The organism is Dechloromonas denitrificans, assembly GCF_020510665.1.
GTDB classification, from domain to species: domain Bacteria; phylum Pseudomonadota; class Gammaproteobacteria; order Burkholderiales; family Rhodocyclaceae; genus Azonexus; species Azonexus denitrificans_B.
The window spans coordinates 610,907-633,598 of the sequence record NZ_CP075187.1; the positions used below are offsets into that span (position 1 = coordinate 610,907).

At 60.8% G+C, this 22,692-nt stretch carries 17 protein-coding genes; 10 read left to right on the top strand and 7 right to left on the bottom strand.

Annotated elements, in window-relative coordinates:
- Positions 1-26 precede the first annotated feature (26 nt).
- Entirely contained in the window at positions 27-3,500 is a 3,474-nt protein-coding gene (dnaE, locus tag KI614_RS02890) for a DNA polymerase III subunit alpha (protein WP_226407747.1), read from the top strand.
- 52 nt (positions 3,501-3,552) lie between these two features.
- On the opposite strand, the gene KI614_RS02895 is transcribed toward dnaE, so the two are convergent.
- The 3 genes from KI614_RS02895 to KI614_RS02905 form a co-directional block, all read right to left on the bottom strand.
- On the bottom strand, positions 3,553-5,070 hold the full coding sequence (locus KI614_RS02895; protein WP_226407749.1) for a methyl-accepting chemotaxis protein: 1,518 nt from the start codon (positions 5,068-5,070) through the stop codon (positions 3,553-3,555).
- A gap of 111 nt (positions 5,071-5,181) precedes the next feature.
- Positions 5,182-5,769 carry a response regulator gene (locus KI614_RS02900; protein WP_203468623.1) on the bottom strand — a complete coding sequence of 196 codons (588 nt, stop codon included), beginning with the start codon at positions 5,767-5,769 and terminating at the stop codon, positions 5,182-5,184.
- Positions 5,770-5,907: 138 nt separating this feature from the next.
- The gene (locus tag KI614_RS02905) at positions 5,908-6,507 is read right to left on the bottom strand and encodes a peroxiredoxin (RefSeq protein WP_203468624.1); all 600 of its coding nucleotides are present in this window, start codon (positions 6,505-6,507) and stop codon (positions 5,908-5,910) included.
- 187 nt (positions 6,508-6,694) lie between these two features.
- Here KI614_RS02905 and KI614_RS02910 point away from each other — a divergent pair, with 187 nt between their 5' ends.
- From KI614_RS02910 to KI614_RS02935, 6 genes are all read left to right on the top strand, one after another.
- A complete protein-coding gene (locus KI614_RS02910; RefSeq protein WP_226407751.1) occupies positions 6,695-8,140 on the top strand; it encodes a complex I subunit 4 family protein in 1,446 nt (481 codons plus the stop codon).
- Between the two features lie 17 nt (positions 8,141-8,157).
- Positions 8,158-11,166, top strand: coding sequence for a DUF2309 domain-containing protein (locus KI614_RS02915; protein WP_226407752.1), 3,009 nt, complete (start codon positions 8,158-8,160; stop codon positions 11,164-11,166).
- Positions 11,163-12,701 (top strand): proton-conducting transporter membrane subunit, encoded by a 1,539-nt coding sequence (locus KI614_RS02920; RefSeq protein ID WP_226407753.1) that lies wholly within the window; start codon positions 11,163-11,165, stop codon positions 12,699-12,701. Before KI614_RS02915 ends, KI614_RS02920 begins: the two co-directional genes overlap by 4 nt.
- Entirely contained in the window at positions 12,701-14,200 is a 1,500-nt protein-coding gene (locus KI614_RS02925; protein WP_226407754.1) for a complex I subunit 4 family protein, read from the top strand. Before KI614_RS02920 ends, KI614_RS02925 begins: the two co-directional genes overlap by 1 nt.
- The gene (locus KI614_RS02930) at positions 14,197-15,654 is read left to right on the top strand and encodes a complex I subunit 4 family protein (protein ID WP_226407755.1); all 1,458 of its coding nucleotides are present in this window, start codon (positions 14,197-14,199) and stop codon (positions 15,652-15,654) included. The genes KI614_RS02925 and KI614_RS02930 overlap by 4 nt, the downstream gene beginning before the upstream one ends.
- A gap of 86 nt (positions 15,655-15,740) precedes the next feature.
- Positions 15,741-16,841, top strand: a complete 1,101-nt coding sequence (locus KI614_RS02935) for an FIST signal transduction protein (RefSeq protein ID WP_226407756.1) — start codon at positions 15,741-15,743, stop codon at positions 16,839-16,841.
- Positions 16,842-16,885: 44 nt separating this feature from the next.
- On the opposite strand, the gene KI614_RS02940 is transcribed toward KI614_RS02935, so the two are convergent.
- Entirely contained in the window at positions 16,886-17,227 is a 342-nt protein-coding gene (locus KI614_RS02940; protein WP_203468631.1) for a zinc ribbon domain-containing protein YjdM, read from the bottom strand.
- 12 nt (positions 17,228-17,239) lie between these two features.
- Entirely contained in the window at positions 17,240-18,931 is a 1,692-nt protein-coding gene (locus KI614_RS02945) for a SulP family inorganic anion transporter (protein ID WP_226407757.1), read from the bottom strand.
- A 102-nt stretch (positions 18,932-19,033) separates the two neighbouring features.
- Here KI614_RS02945 and KI614_RS02950 point away from each other — a divergent pair, with 102 nt between their 5' ends.
- Positions 19,034-19,228 (top strand): CopG family transcriptional regulator, encoded by a 195-nt coding sequence (locus KI614_RS02950; protein ID WP_226407758.1) that lies wholly within the window; start codon positions 19,034-19,036, stop codon positions 19,226-19,228.
- Here KI614_RS02950 and KI614_RS02955 read toward each other — a convergent pair.
- Positions 19,225-19,560 carry a hypothetical protein gene (locus KI614_RS02955; protein WP_203468634.1) on the bottom strand — a complete coding sequence of 112 codons (336 nt, stop codon included), beginning with the start codon at positions 19,558-19,560 and terminating at the stop codon, positions 19,225-19,227. The two genes, KI614_RS02950 and KI614_RS02955, sit on opposite strands and share 4 nt — an antisense overlap.
- A gap of 52 nt (positions 19,561-19,612) precedes the next feature.
- Here KI614_RS02955 and KI614_RS02960 point away from each other — a divergent pair, with 52 nt between their 5' ends.
- A complete protein-coding gene (locus KI614_RS02960; RefSeq protein WP_226407759.1) occupies positions 19,613-20,764 on the top strand; it encodes an ABC transporter substrate-binding protein in 1,152 nt (383 codons plus the stop codon).
- A complete protein-coding gene (locus KI614_RS02965) occupies positions 20,764-21,267 on the top strand; it encodes a DUF411 domain-containing protein (RefSeq protein ID WP_226407760.1) in 504 nt (167 codons plus the stop codon). Before KI614_RS02960 ends, KI614_RS02965 begins: the two co-directional genes overlap by 1 nt.
- Here KI614_RS02965 and KI614_RS02970 read toward each other — a convergent pair.
- Positions 21,264-22,535 (bottom strand): FAD-dependent oxidoreductase, encoded by a 1,272-nt coding sequence (locus KI614_RS02970; RefSeq protein ID WP_226407762.1) that lies wholly within the window; start codon positions 22,533-22,535, stop codon positions 21,264-21,266. The genes KI614_RS02965 and KI614_RS02970 overlap by 4 nt on opposite strands.
- Between the last annotated feature and the right edge of the window lie 157 nt (positions 22,536-22,692).

Below are 22,692 nucleotides of genomic sequence, written 5' to 3' on the forward strand. Positions count from 1 at the left end.
TCGCGGCAAAAGGTAAAATTGCGCCCATGACTCCCCCGCGCTACGTTCCTCTTCGCCTCCATTCCGAATATTCAGTGACCGACGGCATCGTCCGGATCGGTGATGCCGTCAAACGTGCAGCCGGCGATGGCATGCCGGCGATGGCAGTGACCGACCTTGGCAATCTCTTCGGGCTGGTCAAGTTTTATTCCGGGGCGCGGGGCAAGGGCGTCAAGCCGATTGCCGGTGCCGATGTCTGGATTACCAACCCGGAAGCGCCGGATGATGCCTCGCGCTTGCTGCTGCTGGTCAGAAACCGCACCGGTTATCAGCAGTTGTGCGAGTTGTTGACGCGGGCTTACCTGGTCGAAGGCCGGCGCGATCGTGCCGAAATTCGGCGTGAGTGGTTTGCCGAACTGGGTTGCGATGGCTTGATTGCTTTGTCCGGCGCGCATCTCGGCGATGTCGGGGAAGCCCTGGTTAACGGCAATTTTGAACTGGCGGGTGAGCGGGCCAGAGCCTGGGAAGCGATTTTCCCCGGGGCTTTCTACCTCGAAGTGCAGCGCTACGGTCAACCGCAGCAAGAGGCCGTTGTTCAGGCAACAGCCGATCTGGCTGGCGAGTTGGGGCTGCCGCTGGTGGCAACGCATCCCATCCAGTTTCTCGATCAGGATGACTTCCAGGCGCACGAGGCGCGGGTTTGCATTGCCGAGGGCTATGTACTCGGCGATCACCGCCGGCCGAAAATCTATACCGACCAGCAATATTTCAAGAACCAGGCCGAAATGGTCGAGCTGTTTGCCGACCTGCCGGAGGCGCTGGAAAACACCCTGGAAATCGCCCGGCGCTGCAATATCGAGATGACGCTGGGCAAGAATTTTCTGCCTGACTTCCCGATTCCGCCGGGTATGACCGACGGTGAATATTTGGTTGAAGAAGCAAAGAAGGGGCTGGAAGTCCGTCTTGCCGAGCTATATCCGGACCCGGAGGTACGCCAGCAGCGCAGGCCGGAATACGATGAGCGTCTGGTTTTTGAGTGTAAAACCATTCTCCAGATGGGCTTCCCCGGTTACTTCCTGATCGTCGCGGACTTCATCAACTGGGGCAAGCAGAACGGCGTGCCGGTCGGCCCGGGCCGGGGTTCCGGTGCCGGTTCGCTGGTCGCCTACTCGCTGCGCATTACCGACATCGACCCGTTGGAATACGCGCTGCTGTTCGAGCGCTTCCTGAATCCGGAACGGGTTTCCATGCCCGACTTCGATATCGACTTTTGTCAGGACAACCGCTGGCGCGTTATCGAATACGTGCGCGAACACTATGGCCCGCAGGCGGTTTCGCAGATTGCCACCTTCGGTACGATGTCGTCGAAGGCGGTAATCCGCGACGTCGGCCGCGTCTTCGGCCTGCCGTATTCGATGTGCGACCGCATTTCCAAGCTGATTCCTATCGTCCAGAACAAGCCGGTGTCGCTGGCCGAGGCGCTGGAGCAGGAGCCGCAGCTCAAGGAAATGATGGAAGGCGACGGCGACGGTGAAACCGTGCGCGAACTGTTCGACCTCGCCGGTCGACTCGAAGATTTGACCCGAAATGTCGGCATGCACGCCGGGGGCGTTTTGATCGCACCGGGCAAAATCACCGATTTCTGCCCGATTTACCAGGCGACCGGTGCTGACGCTTCGCCCGTGTCGCAGTTCGACAAGGATGACGTCGAAAAGGCCGGGCTGGTCAAGTTCGACTTCCTCGGTCTGCGAAATCTGACCATTATCGAGCTGGCCGTCGAGTACATCCGCCGGATGACCGGCGAGAAGCTCGACCTCATGTCGCTCGGCTTCAAGGACCCGGCGGCCTACCAGATTCTGAAAGATGCCAATACGACGGCAATCTTCCAGGTTGAATCGGAGGGCATGAAGAAGCTGCTCAAGAAGCTGGCGCCCGACCGTTTCGAAGACATCATCGCTGTGCTGGCGCTCTATCGTCCCGGTCCCTTGGGTTCCGGGATGGTCGATGACTTCATTCTGCGGAAAAAAGGCCAGCAGAAAATCGACTATTTCCACCCCGACCTGACCGCCTGCCTGTCGCCGACCTACGGCGTTATCGTGTATCAGGAACAGGTGATGCAGATTTCGCAGATCATCGGCGGCTACACGCTCGGTGGTGCCGACATGCTGCGTCGCGCGATGGGCAAAAAGAAGGCCGAGGAAATGGCCGCTCACCGGGCGACGATTGCCGAAGGTGCCAAGAAGAAAGGTTACGATCCGGCGCTGGCCGAGCAACTGTTCGACCTGATGACCAAGTTTGCGGAATACGGCTTCAACAAGTCGCACACCGCTGCCTATGCCGTCGTCACTTACCACACCGCCTGGCTCAAGGCGCACCACTGCGCCGCCTTCATGGCCGCGACCATGTCGTCCGACATGGACAACACCGATTCGGTCAAGATCTTCTACGAAGATGCCGTCGGGCCGGCCAACAAGCTCAAGATGCTCGGGCCGGACGTCAATGCCTCGAATTACCGTTTCGAGCCGGTCGACCGCAGCACGATCCGCTATGGTCTCGGGGCCGTGAAAGGTACTGGCGAGCAGGCCGTGAACGTTATTTTGAAGGCTCGCGAAGAGGGCGGGCCGTTCAAGGATCTGTTCGATTTCTGCAAGCGTTGCGACAAGCGCATGGTCAATCGCCGAACAACCGAGGCGCTGATCAAGGCCGGGGCCTTCGATGGTATCGCTCCGAAGGTTGCCGGCAGCGAAGTGCCGGATCGCTATCGCTTGCTGGCCTCCGTCGGTGTGGCGATGGAGTTCGCCGATCAGGCCGAACGCAATGCAATGCAGACGAGTTTGTTTGATATCGGGAATGTGGCCGAGGAGCACGCGCCGCAATATCTCACTGTCAAGCCGTGGGATGAAAAGGAAAAGCTGATGCAGGAGAAGACAGCGCTTGGCTTCTTCTTCTCCGGTCATCCCTACAACACCTGCAAAAAAGAGTTGTCGCGCTTCATCCGCCGGCCGCTGAACCGTCTGGAACCGGCCAAGGAAACGACGGCGCTGGCCGGTGTGGTGGTTGGCGTGCGGACCCAGATGACCCGGCGCGGCAAGATGCTGTTCGTTCAGCTGGATGATGGTACCGGGATGATCGAAGTCACCGTCTTCAACGAATTGTTCGAGGCTGAACGAGCCAAGATCGTTACCGATGAGGTGCTGATCATCGAGGGGCGCGTGCGCTACGACGAGTTTTCAGGCAGCAACAGCGTGACGGCCGACAAGCTGATGACTTTGGGCGAGGCGCGGGCGCGTTTTGCCAAACACTTGCAGTTGCGGATGGGCGCGGCGGCAGATGCCCGCAAGTTGAAGTCACTGCTGCAGCCGTTTGTGCCGGGAACGGCTCAGGTTCGTATCCGCTATCGCAACAAGGACGCTGAGTGCGAACTGGTGCTGGGTGAGAAATTCCGCGTCAGGCTCGATGATCTGCTACTTGAGGCGCTGACCGGCTGGCTGCAGCCGGAAAACGTCGAAATCATCTATTAGGCAGGGGCTGAGGCCAGGCGGATAGCGCCATGCGGCGCTATCCCGGCCGCCTTCAGACCACCATGTCGGTCTTGAAACCAATCCGCACGGCACCCCAGTGACGGCCATTGATGATGATCGGCATCGACAGGTCGTTGAGGATTTCACCGGTATCCCGGACGTAGGTCTGGAAGAGCGAAGATTTCTGGTTCTTGGCCAGCTTGAGGCCGACCGGATCGTTGAAGATCCGCTTATGGCGGCATTTGAGCAGGTCGACCGCAGGATCGCCGCTTGGGGCATTCGAGAACACGCCATTGTGGGCCGGCGCATAACCATTGGTATCGACTGACAGCGAGTAGGTCAGCCCGGGGACGTCGCGCAACAGGTCGTCGTAGATGCGTGTCAGTTCGGCGTCGCACTGGCCGTCATAGGCCGTCGTGAAGCGCTTCGGGTTCGAGCCGGGGATGTCCTTGTAGGCTTGATCGAAAACGTTAACCCCGCGGTCGGCCATTTTCTGGAATACCGCTGCGACGCTGTTGCGGAAGCCGATGCATTTGTCGTGCAGGTTGTCGAATGCACTGTTGCCGGTACGGAAGTCGGCCAGCGTGCATTGCAGGTCCTCGGTCGATTCGCGCAGTGTCTTGGCGGAGTCCAGGCACTGTTTCATGCGCCCTGAAATGTCCACCGAGTGATTGCGAATTTCTTCAACTTCGCGGTGAATCGACTGATTGCTCTCGCGCAGGTTGTAGATGGCCCCGGAAATGGTGCTCAATTGCTCGGTGGTCTGCTTGAAGTCGCCAACCATGGTGCTCAGGTCGCTGGCCGAGGTTTCGATGTATTCGTTGGCCTTGGTGACCTCGCCGACAATGGTCTGCGTCTTGGCCGAGGTGTCTGAAACCAGGTTGATCATCGACTGGGTGTTCTGCCCGATGACCTGGGTGGCCGTCTTTACCTTTTCTGCCAGCTTGCGGACTTCGTCGGCAACGACGGCAAAACCACGCCCGGCTTCGCCGGCACGGGCAGCTTCGATGGCTGCGTTGAGGGCCAGCAGATTGGTCTGGTCGGAAATGTCGTTGATCAGCGAAACGATCTCGTTGATCTTCATCGAACTGGTATGCAACTCGCTGACCGTCGAGGAGAAATGCTCGATGTGCTGGTTGGTCGAGCGCATGGTCGAGGCAACGGTTTCCATTTGCTCCAGCGAGCGCTGGGCCAGATCGAGATTGTTCCGGGTGGATGCCTGGATGGCGTCGGAGTTCATCGCCACTTCGCCGACCGCCTGGTTTACCCGGTTGCTCGACTCGAATACGTCGCTGGCCAGCGATTCCTGCCGGCGCACGGCGTCGCCGGTGAGCTGGACCAGGTGATTCATCTTTGCCGCATCGGCCGCAATGCTGACGCTGCGTTCCCGTGCGTGCGAGATCAGGCCGCGAACCCGGCTGAAGAAACGGTTGATGTTCGACGAAATCCGGCCTGCAGCATCACCGCCGGATGTGCCGACCGAGTGCGACAGGTCGGCATTGCCATCGGCAATGGCGGCAATGTCACGGTCGATTTTGTCGAGAGCGTTGTTATTTCCGAAAAATCCCATCAGATGTCTCCTGCATCTAGTTCTTATGACTTACCGGGATAGGGCAAGGGGTGGGCAGATAGTACGCCGTGAAATTAACTATGGCACCCCTTACGCCTTGCTTACGAAAACTCAGGTCGTGCGCTGGCGGGCCGCAAGTCGGCCCAGAAGGAAGCCCTTGATTTCGTGGAACGGAATCGGTTTGCCGAATACGGTGACATCGGGCGGCAGGCCGCGCTGGGCGATTTCGTCGTCCTCGATGGCGCTGACCACGATAATGTCCATGCGGGCCAGTTCCGGGTTGGCGCGCAGGCGACGGATCATTTCGAAACCATCCATGCCGGGCATCATCAGGTCGGCAATCAGGATATCGGGTGTTGATTGTCCGACTTGCAGCAGGCCGTCAAAGCCATTGGCAACCATGCGGACCTTGATCGGCAGATTCCAGCTTTCGATGGTCAGTTCGTAGAGTTTCTGCAGTGTCGGGTCGTCTTCGGCGATCAGCAGGTTGATCTGGCCGCCTGCTTCGCTGGCGCTGGGGATCAGATTCTTCCGTCGGTTGAGCAGGGCTTCGACCGAAGCAAGCGGAATGCGACGATGACCGCCGGTTGTCTTCCAGGCTTCAAGCGCACCGCTTTCGACCATGTTCTGGACCGTGCCGAGCGATACACCCAATTTGACGGCGGCTTGACGAGTGCTGAGAAATTCTGAGTCTGCCATGGTTGTTTCTGAGAAATAACAAATTCGTTAAATTTTAGCAGGGTAATCAATGGGATTTGTAAAATAAAAAATCCCGGCTATCCGCAAGGGGCCGGGATTTCTTGGGGTTTGCCTGCACAAGGCAGGCAGTGAGCCGGATTACAGCTTTTTGGCGTTTTTCGAGAGATAGGCGGCAACACCTTCCGTCGAGGCAACCATCCCTGGTTTGCCCTTGTTCCAGCCTGCCGGGCAGACTTCGCCGTGTTCTTCGAAGAACTGGAGAGCGTCGACCATGCGCAGCATTTCGTCGATGTTGCGACCGAGCGGCAGCATGTTGACGACCTGGTGCATGACCACGCCGTTCTTGTCGATCAGGAACGAGCCACGCAGAGCCACACCGGCGCCTTCGAGTTCAACGTCGTAAGCGCGGCAGATGTCGTGCTTGATGTCGGCAACCAGCGGGTAGCCGACCTGGCCGATACCACCGTCCTTGATGGCGGTGTTCTTCCAGGCCAGGTGGGTGAACTGGGAGTCGATCGAAACACCGATGACTTCGACGCCGCGTTCCTTGAATTCAGCCAGGCGATGATCGAAGGCGATCAGTTCGGACGGGCAGACAAAGGTGAAGTCGAGCGGGTAGAAGAACAGGACAACCGGCTTGCCCTTGAAATCGGATAGCTTCAGGTCCTTGATTTCATTGTTGCCATAGACAGCGGTTGCGGTGAAGTCGGGGGCTTGTTTACCAACGAGAACGGCCATGGTGTGCTCCTTTTAATGTTTATCTGAAGGTTGGGGTAAAGGCGGAATTTAACCAAGCGGGCAGGGACTGTCAAACCGGAGTCCGTGCTTCACGGATTGGGCAGGCTTGCCATGAATCTCATTCTGGCTGGCATAATCGCAGTATGAAAATAACAATGATTTGGCTAGCCGGCGGAGGGGTCGGGACATGCTGAAAGTGCTGGTTTTCATGCCTGTCGTGGGGGCTGCCGTGTTGGCGGTGTTACCTGCCCGCCGTCCTGTACACCTTTGGCAGGTGGCGATGCTTTTTTCGGTCGCCGCCCTGGGCTATGCGCTGTGGCTGGCTGGTCAGTTCGAGCCGGCCGGTGCGGCGATCCAGATGGCCGAAAGCCGGGCCTGGAACGTTCGGCTGGGCTCTTATTTTTCCCTCGGGATGGATGGCATTTCGCTGGCCATGGTGCTGTTGACCGCGCTGCTCAGCCTGATTGCAGTATTGGTATCACGCCGGATGGAAAGCGGCGCCCGGCTTTACTTTCCATTGGTGCTGCTCCTCGAATCGGCCATGTTTGGCGTGTTCACCGCAAGGGACTGGTCGTTGTTCTACGTTTTCTGGGAAGCTACGCTGCTCCCGCTGTTCTTCCTGATCGAGCGCCTGGGGGGCGCCAATCGGCAGAAAGCGGCACTCAATTTCTTCCTGTATACGCTGGGTGGCTCGGTATTCATGCTGGTGTCGCTGCTGTTTTTGTACGATGCGGCACCAGGCCACAGCTTTGCGATGGCCGATATGGCGGAAGGCGGGCGTGGCTTGCCGCTGCATACCCAGTTGTTGATCTTTGCCGGGTTTTTCATTGGCTTTGGCGTCAAGATGCCGGTTTTTCCCCTGCATGGCTGGCTGCCGCTGGCTCATGTCGAAGCGCCGAGCCCGGTTTCTATCCTGCTTTCCGGCGTGTTGCTGAAAATGGGAGCCTACGGCCTGATCCGGGCAGCCGAAACCTTGCCGGCGGCCTTGCTGGCCACGCAGGACTGGCTGGCCTTGCTGGCTTTCATCAGCCTGCTTTACGGTGGCATTCTGGCCTGGCGTCAGCAGGACCTGAAAGCGATGGTCGCCTACTCGTCGATTTCGCACATGGGCGTCGTCCTGCTCGGTATCGCCACCTTGAATGTCACCGGCCTGACCGGTGCCGTGATGCAGATGGTGGCGCATGGTTTGACGGCCGGCTTACTTTTCCTGGTGGTTGGCTTGCTCTACCAGCGGACGCACCAGCGCGATTTGGCGGATTATGGCTCCTTGCTCGGCAAGGCGCCGCGCTTTGCCTTTTTTTGTGCTTTCGGCTTGCTGGCGGCGATCGGCCTGCCGGGTAGCGCTGGTTTTGTGGCTGAATTGCATGCCGTCGTCGGTGGTTTCGGACGGTGGGGGGGCTGGGTTGCCCTGGTCTGTCTCGGCATGCTGATCGGTGCGGCATACAGCTTTCGGGTGATCGGTCGGCTGTGTCTGCCTGGTCGACCAATGGAACTGGTCGACATGACGCGTACCGAAACGGTTGCTGCTGCCATTCTGGTGCTGGTTATCCTGGGGTTGGGGCTGTGGCCGGCTCCCTTGCTTGATCTGGTTGCCGGCAGCGTCGCTCAGGTCAGCCAGTGGTTCGGTTCGTGATGATGGCTGAGCGCGACATGCCCCTCCGTCAGCGCCTGGGCGAACTGGTGGCGCATTTGCGCCATGTCTTGCCAGCCCAGGCGCCGATTCGCGATTTCGTCCATCACAATACCCTGCATGGTTTCCAGCATCTCCCTTTTGCCGATGCGCTGACTGCGGCAACGCAACTGACCGGTGCGGCGACCTACTGGCCGGAGGCGCGTTTTCGGGCTGCGTTTGAACAGGGCCGGATCAACCGCGACGATCTCGATGCGGCGCTCGATGCTGCGGGGCTGGATCAACTCGATCAGCCTCTGGTGGGACGGTGCCGTCGTCGCGAGATTTTGCGGGCCAGCCTGCTTGTGCCACCCGAAGAGATTTCCGCCCAACGCCAGGCCTGGCTGCGTCGGGAAACGCAGCCGCCCGAAGCAGCGATTCTGGCCTTGTGCCGGACGTTGACCGTGGCATCGCCGATGGCTGACGCGGCGTGGCAGAACGTTGCCAGCCAGCGCTGGTCGGTGCTTTGTCAGCGGGTCGGCGGTGACTGGACTTTGCGTCAGTTGCTTGAACATCTGAGCGGCGAAAATATTCTCGAACGCGTGCGCTCGATGCTGCAGCGCCATGTCGCGGCACATCTCGATCTCGGTATCGCCGCCTGGCGCAACCCGGCCCGGGCCGATGGCTTTTATGCGGCCTGGCGAGCCAGTGCTGGTCTGGATGTCGGCTGGGAACTCGATGACTTGCCGGCCGTGCACGAAGAGATCGTACATCTGCCTTCCGACCCGCTCGATACCTTGCTCGATGAACTGCCGCGCTTGTTGCCGGATGAAACGCGATGGCCGGCCTATCTGGAAAGACTGGCACTCGACATGCCCGGCTGGTCCGGCATGTTCCTGTGGCGCGACGATCACCCGGCAGGCGGCGATGGAACGCCGGTTGCCATGCTGGATTACCTGGCCGTCCGCGTGGTGCTTGAGCGTCTGCTGGCTGACGACCTGATTCGTCGTCTGACCGGCTCGCCGCTGAATTTCGCTGAACTGGTCGGTTATTTCGCCGCTTGTCCGGCTGAGTTTTTCGTACGCGATGCCCTGCGGCGCGGAAATTTGCCCGAAGATTTGCAAAATCGTGCGGCCTATTTGAGCGCACCGGCCGAGAGTATTCGAGTGGATGAAAGCGAATGGATTACGCTGGCCGAGGCGATTGCCGATTCAGCGCAGGCCGATGACTCGAAGGTCTGGTATTTGGCCGGTTTGCTGCTTGAACTGGACTTGGGCGGCGCCGACCAGGCGGCGCCCAGTGCGGCAGAGGCTGCGCAGTTGCTTGACTGTGCAGGCGGCTTGAGTCCCCCGCAGCGTGGTCAAATCTGGCTGGAGGCTTACGAGCGGCACTATCGGGAACAACTGCTGACGGCGCTGGCGGCCAACCATTCACGCCAGCAAGCCGTCACCCGGCCATCGGCCCAGGTCATCATGTGCATGGATGACCGCGAGGAGGGGACGCGCCGTCACCTGGAGGAAATTGCCCCGGATGTCGTGACCTATGGCGCGGCCGGATTCTTTGGCGTGGCGATGTACTGGCAGGGCCTGAATGATGCGACCCCGACGGCGCTGTGCCCGGTTGTCGTGACGCCGGAACACCTGGTTCGCGAACAGCCGGCGTTCGGCCAGGAGGCTGCCTTGGCCGCCCACGCCGCTCGGCACAGGCAGCGTCTTGGCTGGCGCGAAAGCCTGTTCCAGAAAACCGCGAGCAGCGTGCTGGCCGGCCCGTTGCTGACCGCACTGGCCGGATTGCCGGCCCTGCTTGCCCTGTGCGCAGCCAGCCTGTCGCCTAATGGGTTCGGCCGAACATTGCAGCGCTGGCGCCAATGGTTCGATGGCGCTTTGCCCAGCCGTCTTGCGTTGACGGCCGAAGCGCCGGCGCTGGCGACAGGGCAAAACCCGCAGCATGGATTTACCGATGAGGAGCAGGTCGACCGCGTCGCTGCATTCCTGCGCATGATCGGCCTGACGCAGGACTTTGCGCCGCTGATCCTGATGTTCGGCCATGGTTCGGGCAGCCTGAATAATCCGCATTTGTCGGCCTACGATTGTGGCGCCTGCTCTGGTCGGCACGGCGGCCCCAATGCGCGGGTTTTCGCCGCCATGGCCAATCGTCGTGAGGTCCGTGCTGGTTTGGCCGAGCGCGGATTGACGATTCCCGACTCCGTCTGGTTTGTCGCCGCGGAGCACAATACCTGCGATGACAGCATCGCCTGGTATGACCTTGAGGCGGTGCCGGCCAACTGGCAACCGGCACTTGATCGTCTGGTCGTGCAGTTGAGCGAGGCCTGTCGGGCGCATGCGGCCGAACGTTGCCGCCGCCTGGTGTCGGCCCCGCGCAATCCGACGCCTTGGCAGGGGCGGCAGCATGTCGGCGGGCGTGCCCAGGATCTTTCACAGGTGCGCCCGGAGCTTGGGCACGCGACCAATGCGGCCGCTTTCATCGGTCGGCGCGCAATGAGCCGCGGATTGTTTCTCGATCGACGTGTTTTCCTGATCTCCTACGATCCGCTGAACGACCCGGCCGGCAGCATTGCCGAGGGCATCCTGCTCGCTGCCGGACCGGTGGGGGCCGGCATTGCGCTTGAGTACTATTTTTCGACGGTGAATAACGAATATTTCGGCTGCGGGTCGAAAGTCACGCACAACATCACCGGCCAGTTCGGGGTGATGGAGGGGGCCGATTCCGATCTGCGCACCGGCCTGCCCTGGCAGATGGTCGAGATCCACGAGCCGATGCGTTTGCTGGTCGTCGTCGAGCAGAGTACGAAGGTTCTGGCCGAGATTCTGCAGCGCCAGCCGCCGTTGCAGGAGTTGATCAACAATGCCTGGATCGTTTTGGTGGCCAAGGCCCCGTCGACCGGGGCAATGGCCCAATATTGCCCGCGCCGCGGCTGGTTGCCGTGGTCGGGGAGCAGCGTGCTGCCGCAGGTGGCTCGCTCTGCCGACTGGTTTGCCGGGCAGAGCGAGGCGCTGGCGCCGGCCCAATTGCTCGGAGCGATGAAATGACGCCATTCCCGTTCTCGTTTCTTGTTCAACTGGCTGACTGGGTCTGGCTGGTTCCGGCGCTGTCACTGCTGGCGGTCGTGCTCAATGCGGCGCGTGTTTTGCTGGGCCGCGCCCAAGGCGATGCCAGCGAACCGCTGACCGCCGGGTTGTCTTCGCTGGCCGCACTGGGCAGCCTGCTGCTGCTGATCGGGATCGATGCCGCCGCGCTGCTCGATGTCGTGCCGGGACACCGGGTGCTGGGTGTCTGGTTTGGCAGCGGTAACTGGCAGGTCAACGTTTCCTTCCTGCTCGACGGGGTTTCCTTGCCGCTGGCGACGTTAACCGCGCTGATCGGCTGGCTGGCGATGCGTTTTTCGGCCAATTACCTGCACCGGGAGGCTGGTTTCCACCGTTTTTTCATCATCCTCGGCTTCTTCCAGGCCGGCATGCAACTCGTCCTGCTGGCCGGCAACGGGCTGCTGGCCTTTGTTGGCTGGGAAATGTGCGGTGTCGCGTCCTTCCTGCTGATCGGTTACGCCTGGCATCGCCCGGTGGCCACCGGAAATGCGCTATTCGCCTTTGTTACTAATCGGGGGGGCGATGCCGGGTTCCTGCTCGGGCTCGGCTTCGCGCTGGCCTGGCTGGGCAGCTTTGAATGGTCGGCGATGACTGCGCCGGGGGCTTTGGCGCAGGTCCATGCGCGCCTGTTGCTGCTCGGTTTCGTACTGGCTGCGTTGGCCAAATCGGCCCAGTTGCCTTTCAGCCCGTGGATACTGCGCGCCCTTGAAGGGCCGACGCCTTCGTCGGCCGTTTTTTATGGGGCGATCATGGTTCACGCCGGGGTATATCTGATGCTGCGCCTCTCGCCGTTGCTCAGCCAGGTGCCCGATCTGATGCTGGCGCTGGTCGTGATCGGTCTTTTGACGGCGGCCTATGCCTGGTTATGCGGGCTGGTGCAGACCGATGTGAAGTCGGCGCTGATCTTTGCCACGCTGTTTCAGGTGGCCTTGATGTTCGTTGCCATCGGCCTGGGCTGGACGACGCTGGCCTTGATCCACCTTTGCCTGCATGCCGGCTGGCGTGCCTGGCAGTTTTTGCTGGCGCCTTCCTGGCTGGCGCTGGTCCGCCATGCGCCGGCACCTCCACCGGCCTGGCTGCGCGACCGGCAAGTGTTATATACCGCCGCGGTGCAGCGTTTCTGGCTCGACAAGCTGGCGCATGCCTTGTTTGTCCATCCGACCGAATCGTTTGCCCGCGATGTTCGCGCTCTGGAAGAACATTTCATCGATCGGGCGCTGGGCGAGCCGGGGCGGGGCGTGTCGCTGGCCGAGGGGCGGCCGCTGATCGTTGGCGATGGTCTACCGGGGCGAGCCCTGGCCGGGATGGCAGAGCTGCTGCAACAGGTCGAAAACCGTTTGTTGCTGCGCGGTCGCGGCGGCATGGCCGAGCAACTGCTGCATCGCGTCAGTGCTTATTTGCGGACGCTGGAAAACCTGCTGGAGCAGCCGCGTTATTTGATGATGGCGGTGATGGCAACTTTCGTGGTGATTCTCTGATGAGCGGGCTGAGCGAGATTTTTTGGGACGAGCAGGCCGCCGCGCCGCTCCTGCTGCTGTTGCAGTTGTTGCCGCTGCTCGGGGCTGCGGTCGTTTTTGCCCTGCGCGAGCGGTCGACCGCAGTTTGGACCGGAAAGATTTTTGCGCTGCTTGAGTTGCTGCTGGCCGGGCTGGCTACCAGCCGGATCGATCCACTTTCTCCGGCTTTGCAGCTGGCCGAGCGATTTGCGCCGTTGGCTTATCACGTCGCCGTCGATGGCCTGAGCCTGGTTTTCCTGCTACTCGCCGCCTTGCTGACTCTGCTGATGACCTTGTACGGCATGAGCCGGGGGATGATCTCGCCAGGCCGCCTGTTCGCCGTGCTGTTGCTTGCCGAGGCCGGGCTGGTCGGGATGCTGGTGACGGTGAACATTGCCTGGTTTGCTGCATTTTCGGCGCTGGAATTATGGTCCGTTGTCTTTCTCTTGCGGCGCTGGGCCTCGTCGCGCGCCGAAATTCAGGCGCTGGCCCGCTTTGTCCAGTACCAGGCTTTTGGCTGGCTGCTCTTTGCCGCCGGCTGCGTCGTTCTCGGCTGGGGGCATGCCGATGTGAACAACGGGCGCTGGAGTTTCGACCTGTTCGATCTGCTGGGCGCTATCCCGGTCGGCAAATTCCAGACGGCAGCTTTCTATCTCCTGTTCTATGGGCTGGCGGTCCGCACGCCGCTTTTCCCCCTGCATGGCTGGCTGCCGAACATGGCCCAGCACGGCTTGATCGCCGTTGCTCCGGCCCTGATGGTCGGGGTCAAGGTCGGCATCTACGGCATGTTGCGTTTCGTCCTGCCCCTGACGCCGGGGGCGGTGCACTATTGGCAACCCTATGTCGTCGGTTTTGCCATGGCTGGCATCTTCTTCACTGCGGCCCTGGCCTTCCAGCAAACCAATCTGCGTCGTTTGCTGGCCTTTGCCGTGGTCAGCCACACCAGCCTGTTGGTCATCGGCGTGTTCAGCCTGCATCAGGCCGGCATCCAGGGAGCCGTATTGCTGGCGGCCAACTTCGGGTTGGCCGTGACCGGCATGTGGTTCATCGTCGGTTTTGTTTTTCGGCGGACAGGAACGACCGAACTGCACGAGCTTTCCGGTCTGTTCGAGCGGATTCCTTTTCTGGCGATCGCTTTCCTCAGTTTTGGCCTGGCCATCGTCGGCATGCCAGGCACCCCCGGATTCGATGCCGCGCACCTGATCCTTGAAGCTTCGATCGACAGTTTCGGCGCCTTGTCGACCGTCGCTGCCGCGCTTGGCAATGTGGCCGCCGCCGGCTTCCTGCTCTGGGCTTTTCAGCGCGCCTTCCTGTCGCAGCAAAAACAGGGGGGGCACGAGGTCGACCGCACCCTGACGATGGAGTACCTGGTCTGCGGCATTGCGCTGGCGGCGATGCTGGCCATCGGCTTTTTCACCGAACCCTGGCTCTATCTGACCGAAACGGCGAGCCAAAGCATGGCCGAGAGGCTGGCCCGATGAATCTTCCGCTGCTTTCCCTGTTGATTTTCCTGCCCTTGCTGGCGGCCGGCTTGTTATGGTTCCTACCGTTGCAACGCGTGCGTTTTGCCGTCGCCGGCAGCATGCTGGTGACGCTGATTCTTTCGACGGCGGTCCTGCTGGTTTACCTGCCGGCTGGAGAGCGTTTCCAGATGGTCGAGCGTTGGTCCTGGATTGCCGGATTGAAAATTCAGTATCTTGTCGCGGTCGACGGGCTATCCGTGCTCTTTTTGCCGGCGACGGCCCTGCTGTTTCTCGGTTCGCTGGTGGCTGGCTGGAATGCCGTGCGGGAGGCGGCACGTCTGCATTACTGCTTGCTGTTGCTGCTGCAGAGCGCAACGCTGGGTATTTTCTGCGCGCTGGATACGATTCTTTTCTTCGTCTTTTGGGAACTGACGCTCATCCCGCTTTATTTCCTGCTCGCCCGCTGGGGGGCGCATGCCGGCAGTCCGCAGGTGGCCGCGCGCTACTGTCTGATCATGCTGGCCGGCGGCGTACCTTTGCTACTGGCCTTCATCCTGCTGGCAAGTAGCCTGCCGGCTGCCGGGTTTGACCTGATCGCCCTGCTGGCGACCCCTTTGCCGCGGGCCTCGCAGACGACGGTTTTCCTGCTGTTGCTGGTCGGCTTCGGATTGAAGGTGCCGCTGGTTCCCCTGCATACCTGGCTGGTCCAGTTTTCACTGGCTGCCCCCGGTTCGCTCACGGCCCTGCTGGTCGGCTTGAAGATCGGGGCTTTCGGCCTGATCCGCTTTGCCGTGCCGCTGGCCCCGCAGGCGGCACAGGACTTGCACTGGCTGCTGGCCGGTCTGGGGACGCTGGCCATCCTCTATGGTGCGGTCGGCATGCTGGCGCAAAGCAATCTGCGCGTTGCCCTGGCGTTGGCCAGTATTTGCCATGTCGGACTCGCCGTGCTCGGGCTGGCATCGTTCACCGCTCAGGGGGCGCAAGGAGCGGTGTCCTTGTTGCTCAGCTTTTCAGTGGCAACCGGTGGCGCCTTCCTGTTGCTCGAATTTCTTCGCCAGCGCACCGGTTCGACCGATATTCACGCGCTGGGCGGCGCTGCGAAAACCATGCCGCTGCTGGCGACCGGTTTTCTGATCTGCGGCCTGGCCGGTGTCGGCATGCCGGGAACGAGCAGCTTTCCGGGTGAGTTCATGTTGATCATTGCAGCCTTGCAGGTGCATACCGGCGCCGGGATGGCCGCGCTGTTCGGTTTGTCGATTGCCGCGGCCGGTTTTCTGGCCTTGTATCGCCAGGCATTTTTCGGTCCGGCCCGCTGGCCGGCGGTGACCCAGGCGGATGATCTCAGGCCGCGCGAATGGCTGGTGCTGGTCGCCTTGATTGCGATGGTCGTTCTGATCGGGATTTTCCCCGGTCCCTGGATTGAAATCGTGCGTCCCTCGGCCGAAGCCTGGGCTGCCGGGTTGGGGCGTTGAGCCGGCCCGGGTTGTTCGGGCCATGCTAAAGTAAGCGCCACCATGAATCGTCCTTGTCCTGCCTGATGATTGTCTGTCAAAAATGGGTGCCTCTGACACCCGATGCGGTTTCTCAACAGCTTGAAGCGTGGCGTGAGCAATGGCCGGCGCTGGGTGTGCTGGCCTTGCTGCCCGAGGCGGAGAGAGCCGCCTTGCCGGTCCTGCAGTCTGCTTGCCGGGAGCGCTCCGTGACCTTGGCTGGGGCTGTTTTTCCCGCCCTGATCGTCGACGACCGCTTTGTTTCGACGGGAGTCTGGTTGGTTGGCTTCGCGCGCATGCCGTATCACTTCCTGATTCCCGATCTGGGGACCGCTGCGGTCGACAAGCTGGCACAAGCCATCAAGGCCGGCCGGCCGGAGGGGCAGCCGACGTTGTTCCTCATTTTTGATAGCATGCAGCCAAATGTCGCCAGCATTCTGCATCGCCTGCACCAGAGCATTGGCAATTGTGTCGGCTATGCCGGTGTGAATGCCGGCAGCGAAACCTTCCAGCCAATGCCCTGCCTGTTCGACGCCACGCAGTTGGTCGGCCAGGGGGCGCTCGGCTTGTTCCTGCCCGAGGTGAGCCGGGTGGCCGTCAAGCATGCCTATCCCGTCTCAAAAACCTTGATGCGTTCGACGTCTGCCCAGGGCAATCGGATCGACCGAATTGATAATCGCCCGGCTTTCGAGGTTTACCGCGACGTGATCGCCGCCGAGTACGGCATTGCCCTGACGCAGGAGAATTTCTACGACTATGCCGTGCATTTTCCTTTTGGACTGGTGACGGCCGTGGACGTGCTGGTGCGGATTCCGGTCGCCTTCAATGCGGATGGTTCTTTGTTTTGCGTCGGGGAAGTGCCGCCCAATTCGATGCTGCGCCTGCTGAAAGCGGCGGAAGCGGGCGATGAGGCTTGTGTCACCGGGCTTGCCCAGTCACTGGGCCTGCCCCAGGCGGGCAGCGAGCCGATGCCCTTGCTGACTTTCTACTGCGCAGGGCGTCGCATGCATCTGGGTGAAGCTGCCGAGCGTGAAATCGCCCATTTGAAGGCGTTGACCGCAGCACCGCTCGTTTATGGCGCTTTGTCGCTGGGCGAAATCGATCAGCTGGAAGATCTCAGCATTCCGCGTTTTCACAACGCGGCGCTGGTCTGTCTGTCGCAGGCGTAAGCATAGGCTCACGCCTGCACGGAGATGGGCGGCGCCTTGTCCGCTTATACCTTTTTGACGAACTCGGTTTTCAGCTGCATCGCACCGATACCGTCGATCTTGCAGTCGATGTCGTGATCGCCGTCGATCAGGCGGATGTTCTTGACCTTGGTGCCGACCTTGACGACTGATGACGAGCCCTTGATTTTCAGGTCCTTGATCACGGTGACGGTATCGCCATCCTGCAGGATGTTGCCGTTGGCGTCCTTCCAGACCTTGGTTTCTTCAGCCGTTTCCGCGGCACCGTCCTGGCTCCATTCGTGGGCGCATTCGGGGCAAACATACATGTTTCCCTGTTCGTAGGTGTATTCGGACGTGCATTGGGGGCATTTGGGCAAGCTGCTCATGGTGTTTCCTTGTTAGTAATCTTCGTCAAAACTACCCATCAGATTGGGCAGCAGAATGTAGGCACGCTGGAAGGCTTCGTCCATATCGGCGCAGACGTTGTCGTCGCCCAGATGGTCGATGAAGCCGGAACGGAACAGCAGCGAGCCGGGTTGTGAGTTGAGGCCGCAGAGCAGCAGTTTGCAACCGCGTTTGTCGAGCTTGTCGCGCAGGCTTTCCAGTCCTTCCAGCCCGGTCGTGTCGAGCTGGATCAGGCGGGTCATGTCGAGGATGACAACTTCCGGATGCCCGGCGGCCGGATCAAGCAGCTCTTCCAGCTTGTTCACCGCGCCAAAGAACAGCGAACCGAACAGCTGCCAGGCGGCGACGCGCATTGTGCCATCCGGGTAGAGGTAGTGGGCTTCTTCGGCCAGTTCGCCGAGCGGCAGGCGCTCGATCCGGGTCAGTTCGGACATGCGGTAGATGAAGAACAGGCTGGCCAGCACCATGCCGAGTTCGACGGCGATGGTCAGGTCGAAAACGACGGTGACGAAAAAAGTGGCCAGCAGGATCACCCGGTAGTTGTAGGTGTAGCGCCGCAGCTCCTTGAAATGATGCCATTCGCCCATGTTGACCGCGACCACCATGACGATTGCCGAGAGTGTGGCGAGCGGTACGTAGGAGGCCAGCGGGGCGGCGACGAGAACGATGCTGAGCAGGACCAGTGCATGGATGATGCCGGCGATCGGCGTGCGTCCGCCGGTCTTGACGTTGGTCGTTGTCCGGGCAATGGCGCCCGTCGCGGCGAAACCACCAAACATCGGCGCCGCAATATTGGCCAGCCCCTGGGCGATCAACTCCTGGTTCGGATCGTGGCGGTCATCAATCTGGCTATCGGCGACCCGAGCCGAGAGCAGCGACTCAATGGCGCCGAGCAGGGCGATGGTGATCGCCGGGGAAATCAGCTTGCCGAAATCGTGGATCGACAGATTGGGCAGGCCGATATTCGGCAGTTCCTGAGGGATGCCGTTGAAGCGGCTGCCGATGGTTTCGACCGGCAGACTGAAAATGAAAGAAATCAGCGTGCCGAGCAGCAGCACGACGAGCGGCCCAGGGGCGCGGCGCAACACGCTGATGTGCTGGGCCAGGCGGTTGTAGGACAGCAGAAAGATGAAGCAGGCCGTCGCCAGTGCCAGCGTCGGCAGGTCGACCGTATGGGCGTAGGCGGCCAGGGTCTTGATCCGGCCGAAAAACTCGGCCGGCAGGTTGTCGATCTTGAGCCCGAAAAAATCCTTGATCTGGGCGAGGAAGATGACGACGGCAATGCCGTTGGTAAAGCCGATGACGACCGTGACCGGAATGAAACGGATCAGTTGCCCCATGCGGGCCAGCCCCATGGCGAGCAGAAAAATGCCGGCCAGAATCGTGGCGCCCATCAGGTTGGCGAAGCCATGCATCGCGACGATGCCGTAGACGATGGGGATGAAAGCGCCGGTCGGTCCGCCGATCTGAACGCGGGAGCCACCCAGGGCGGAGGTGATCAAGCCGGCGATGATGGCTGTCCAGATGCCGGCTGCCGGCGAGCAGCCCGAGGCGATGGCAAAGGCCATGGCGAGCGGCAGGGCGAGCACACCAACGGTAATGCCCGAGGCGAGATCCTTGCCGAATTGCGTGCGGTTGTAAGTCGGCAGGCAATCCAGCAGCTTGGGGCGGAAGGCGATCTTCATGGCGCTCGCTCGGGAGGGAAGTCCTTGATTATATGAACATGCGCTTATTCGTCAATGTTAATCACATGTTAATATGATGCGATCTGAGTGCTAGGAGGCCGCATGGAAAAGCGAACCGCACGTCTGACCTTGTTGATCGACCCGCAGAAAAAGCAGATTTTCGAGGAAATCTGTGCTGCCAATGACCTGACCCCATCGCAGGTCGTGCGCAAAATGATCCGCCAGTACATCATCGAGCATGCCGGAAATCGGGAGTTGCCCGAATGGCTCAAGCCGGGCGGTCGATCCGGCGATTAACCCCGGCTTTCGTCGTCGCTGGTCCGGGGAATGGCTTTGTCCGGGTGGTGTGCCGCGATATAGGCATCGTATTTGGCTTGCATCTGCGGAGCCTGTTTGGCGATTTCCCGCAGGATGCGACCAACGGCCCAGACCATGACCACGGCACCGCCTGCGGTGCAGGCCACGGCTTCCGCGGTCGACGTCGGGAAATTGGCCAAAATGGCGCCCTTGCCGGCGGCGAACCAGCTGGCACCGATACCGACGCAGGACAAGCCAAAGACATCGACCATGGCGAAAAGAAAAATCGGGCCTGTCAGGCTGGGGCGTGGTGGGCGAATCGGTGAGAGCATGGGAGGCCGCTATAATCCGGAAAGTTTGCATTTTGCCTGAAGGGGTTTGTCCATGCCGCGTTTTTCAAAGTATTCCCTGCTTGCTGTCTTGCTGCTCTCGGCCGGCCTGGTCCGTGCAGAGATCAAAATTGGCGTGATTGCCTCGTCGACCGGGCCAACGGCTGCGGTCGGGATTCCCCAGAAAAATACGGTGGCACTGTTGCCGAGCGAAATCGCCGGCCAGAAAATCGAGTACATCGTGCTCGATGATGCTTCGGATCCGACCAATGCCGTGACGGGCGTCAAGAAGCTGCTTGGCGAACACCGGATCGATGCCCTGATCGGGCCGACCACGACGCCGGCAGCGCTGGCGATTCTTGATTTTGTCGCTGAGTCGAAAACGCCATTGCTGACGACCGTGGGTTCGTCCGCCGTGGTCTTGCCGATGGATGACAAGAAAAAGTGGGTTTTCAAGACTACCCAGAACGATGATCTGATTGCCGAGGCCGTGCTCGCCAATATGGCAACGGCTGGCATCAAGACGCTGGGCTTCATTGGTTTCAACGACCCTTACGGCGAAAACTGGTTCAAGGTGTTCAGTGCCATGGCCGAAAAGGCCGGCATCAAGCTGGTGGCCAATGAGCGCTTCAATCGTACCGATCAGTCGGTCACCGGCCAGGTGCTCAAGGTTATCGCGGCACGTCCGGATGCCGTATTCATTGCCGCAACCGGCGGTCCCGCCGTCTTGCCGCAGGCCGGACTGCAGGAAAAAGGCTACAAGGGCCGCATTTACCAGACGCATGGCGTGGCGACCAACGATTTCATCCGCCTCGGTGGAAAAACGGTGGAAGGTACCCTGATGGCCGGCGGGCCAATGCTGGTGGCTGACGATCTGGCGACCGGCAATCCGATCAAGCCCGTGGCTCAGGGCTATATCAAGAATTACGAAGCCAGGTACGGCGCCGGCACGATGTCGACCTTCGGCGCCAATACTTATGATGCAGGCTTGTTGTTGCAGAAGGCGATTCCGGATGCGCTGAAAAAAGCCAAGCCGGGTTCCAGCGAGTTCCGCATTGCCTTGCGCGATGCTCTTGAGGCTTCGAAAGAGGTCGTGGGCGCGCAAGGTGTCTTCAACATGTCGGCGCAAAATCATAACGGCATGGATCAGCGGGCGCGCGTGATGATGACTGTCAGAGGTGGAAAATGGGTTTTGCTCAAGGAGTGATGCGGCGGGGACGCTGGCTGGTGCTTGGCTGCTGCGGGTTGGTCAGTTCGCTCGCGGCGGCGGAGCCGGGGCTGGCCCCGCTGGTCGAGATTCACATGCCGTCCCCGTGTCTGGCCTGTCTTGACTGGGGTTCCTACCTGGCCGACAACGGCTTTCGCGTCAGCTACAAGGAAACCGCCGACATGGCCGGATTCAAGCGGCGGATGAAGGTGCCGAAGGATGTCGAGTCGATTCACACTGCGGTGGTCGGCGGCTATTTCGTCGAGGGGCATGTCCACGCCGAGGATATTCACGAGCTGTTGCGTGACAAACCCAAGGCGCGCGGCATTGCGGTGCCCGGTTTGCCGCGCGGCGCGCCGGGTCGGGAGTTATCCAATCCGACCTGCGAAACGGCGTGCACGATGCTCGATACGGCGAATGGTGAGCGCGATGTCCGGCGTGATCTGTACAACACCATGCTGGTCAAACCCGATGGTTCGACCAGCATCTGGGCTCGTCACTAAAGGCTGGGTGACAAGCCGAGTTCGGCGAACATGGCACTGGCCCAGCGAACGTCGTTGTTGTCGGGCTGCGGGTCATAGCCTTGCTTGACGGTTTGCTGGATCAGTCCGTCGCCGCGCAGGCGGAAGCTGGCATCGAGCCGGGCAATTTCCATCGGCTCGACCCGGTTCAGTACGTGGCAGGTGCTGTCGGGCAGCATCTGGGCCGGCATCGAGCCGCTGGCCCGGGCGGCAATCTGGGCTGCTGCAATTTGTCCCAGGCGTGCCGCCAGCTGACCGGTTTTCGGGTAATAGCCGAAGAGCGGCGAGCTTTTGTCGAGCAGGTCGCCAACCAGGAAAACCCGCTCATCGCCCGGCACATGCAGGTTGACCGGGTCATGCGCCGCCCAGCCCGTGGGTGTTCCATCCTTGTTCCGGGCGATCAGCCCGGCCTGCCAGATCAGGCCTGATGCCTGTTGCGGCGGCATCAGGATGGCATCCGTGAAGTCGATGGTGTCGAAATCGGTAACGATCTGCTTTTTGTAGGGATCGACCTGTTTGACCTGGGCTTGCGGCACATACGTCACTTGGTCGCGGTAACTGTCCCGAAAGACACGGTCAAAACCCAGCGCCGGCAGGTTGGGGTCGAGGATGGTCAGGCGTCCCTTGATGCCGCGGGTCTTCATCCACCAGGCAATCATCCCGGCTCGTTCGTAGGGCGCTGGGGGGCATCGGTAGGGGGCGGCCGGTACGCTCATCACCAGGTTGCCGCCCGTGAAGGCAGCCAGTTTGGCTTTCAGGCGCAGGTGCCCATCGCTGTCACAGAAGGCGCTGGGGAAGTGCTGGCGCGTGAAATTGGCAGCGTCGCGGTCAACGCCGTACCAGGCCGAAAAATCCTCGCGGATGCCGGTCGCCAGAATCAGCCAGTCGTAGGTCAGCGTTCCGGCCTGAGTGGTCAGCGTGCGTCGTTCGCGGTCAATCTCGTGGACTTCGCTGTGCAGAAACTGATAGCCATGCCTTTGCGCTGCCGCCCGGTAATCATGGGTCAGCATCTTGTCGTCGGCCAGACCGACCAGCCAGCGATTCGACAGCGGGCGCGACCAGAAGGCTGCATTGCGCTCGATCAGGATGGTCTCGATATCCGGGGCCAGTTGCCGGAGCCGGAAAGCGGCCGCCAGGCCACCCCAGCCGCCGCCGACAATGATTGCGCGTCCCCGCGCGGCGTGTGCTTGCGGAATAAGGCTTGTCGCGCCCAGCGCGAGGGCGGCTTTGAATAATGTGCGCCGTTTCATTGGCTGACCTTGTGGGTTTTAAAATGCAAAAAAGCGCCTGTCAAGACTTGACTTATGCACAGTAAGCATTTTATTTCGTGTTTCTTCGGGATGTTGCTTGATGGATTTGACAAATTCGACGAATTGAATTTATCACTAGTTAAATCAATGACTTATG

Coding starts and splice junctions, on each gene's coding strand:
- dnaE (WP_226407747.1), top strand. CDS start 27: ATGACTCCCCCGCGCTACGTTCCTCTTCGCCTCCATTCCGAATATTCA.
- KI614_RS02895 (WP_226407749.1), bottom strand. CDS start 5,070: ATGGGATTTTTCGGAAATAACAACGCTCTCGACAAAATCGACCGTGAC.
- KI614_RS02900 (WP_203468623.1), bottom strand. CDS start 5,769: ATGGCAGACTCAGAATTTCTCAGCACTCGTCAAGCCGCCGTCAAATTG.
- KI614_RS02905 (WP_203468624.1), bottom strand. CDS start 6,507: ATGGCCGTTCTCGTTGGTAAACAAGCCCCCGACTTCACCGCAACCGCT.
- KI614_RS02910 (WP_226407751.1), top strand. CDS start 6,695: ATGCTGAAAGTGCTGGTTTTCATGCCTGTCGTGGGGGCTGCCGTGTTG.
- KI614_RS02915 (WP_226407752.1), top strand. CDS start 8,158: ATGCCCCTCCGTCAGCGCCTGGGCGAACTGGTGGCGCATTTGCGCCAT.
- KI614_RS02920 (WP_226407753.1), top strand. CDS start 11,163: ATGACGCCATTCCCGTTCTCGTTTCTTGTTCAACTGGCTGACTGGGTC.
- KI614_RS02925 (WP_226407754.1), top strand. CDS start 12,701: ATGAGCGGGCTGAGCGAGATTTTTTGGGACGAGCAGGCCGCCGCGCCG.
- KI614_RS02930 (WP_226407755.1), top strand. CDS start 14,197: ATGAATCTTCCGCTGCTTTCCCTGTTGATTTTCCTGCCCTTGCTGGCG.
- KI614_RS02940 (WP_203468631.1), bottom strand. CDS start 17,227: ATGAGCAGCTTGCCCAAATGCCCCCAATGCACGTCCGAATACACCTAC.
- KI614_RS02945 (WP_226407757.1), bottom strand. CDS start 18,931: ATGAAGATCGCCTTCCGCCCCAAGCTGCTGGATTGCCTGCCGACTTAC.
- KI614_RS02950 (WP_226407758.1), top strand. CDS start 19,034: ATGGAAAAGCGAACCGCACGTCTGACCTTGTTGATCGACCCGCAGAAA.
- KI614_RS02955 (WP_203468634.1), bottom strand. CDS start 19,560: ATGCTCTCACCGATTCGCCCACCACGCCCCAGCCTGACAGGCCCGATT.
- KI614_RS02960 (WP_226407759.1), top strand. CDS start 19,613: ATGCCGCGTTTTTCAAAGTATTCCCTGCTTGCTGTCTTGCTGCTCTCG.
- KI614_RS02965 (WP_226407760.1), top strand. CDS start 20,764: ATGCGGCGGGGACGCTGGCTGGTGCTTGGCTGCTGCGGGTTGGTCAGT.
- KI614_RS02970 (WP_226407762.1), bottom strand. CDS start 22,535: ATGAAACGGCGCACATTATTCAAAGCCGCCCTCGCGCTGGGCGCGACA.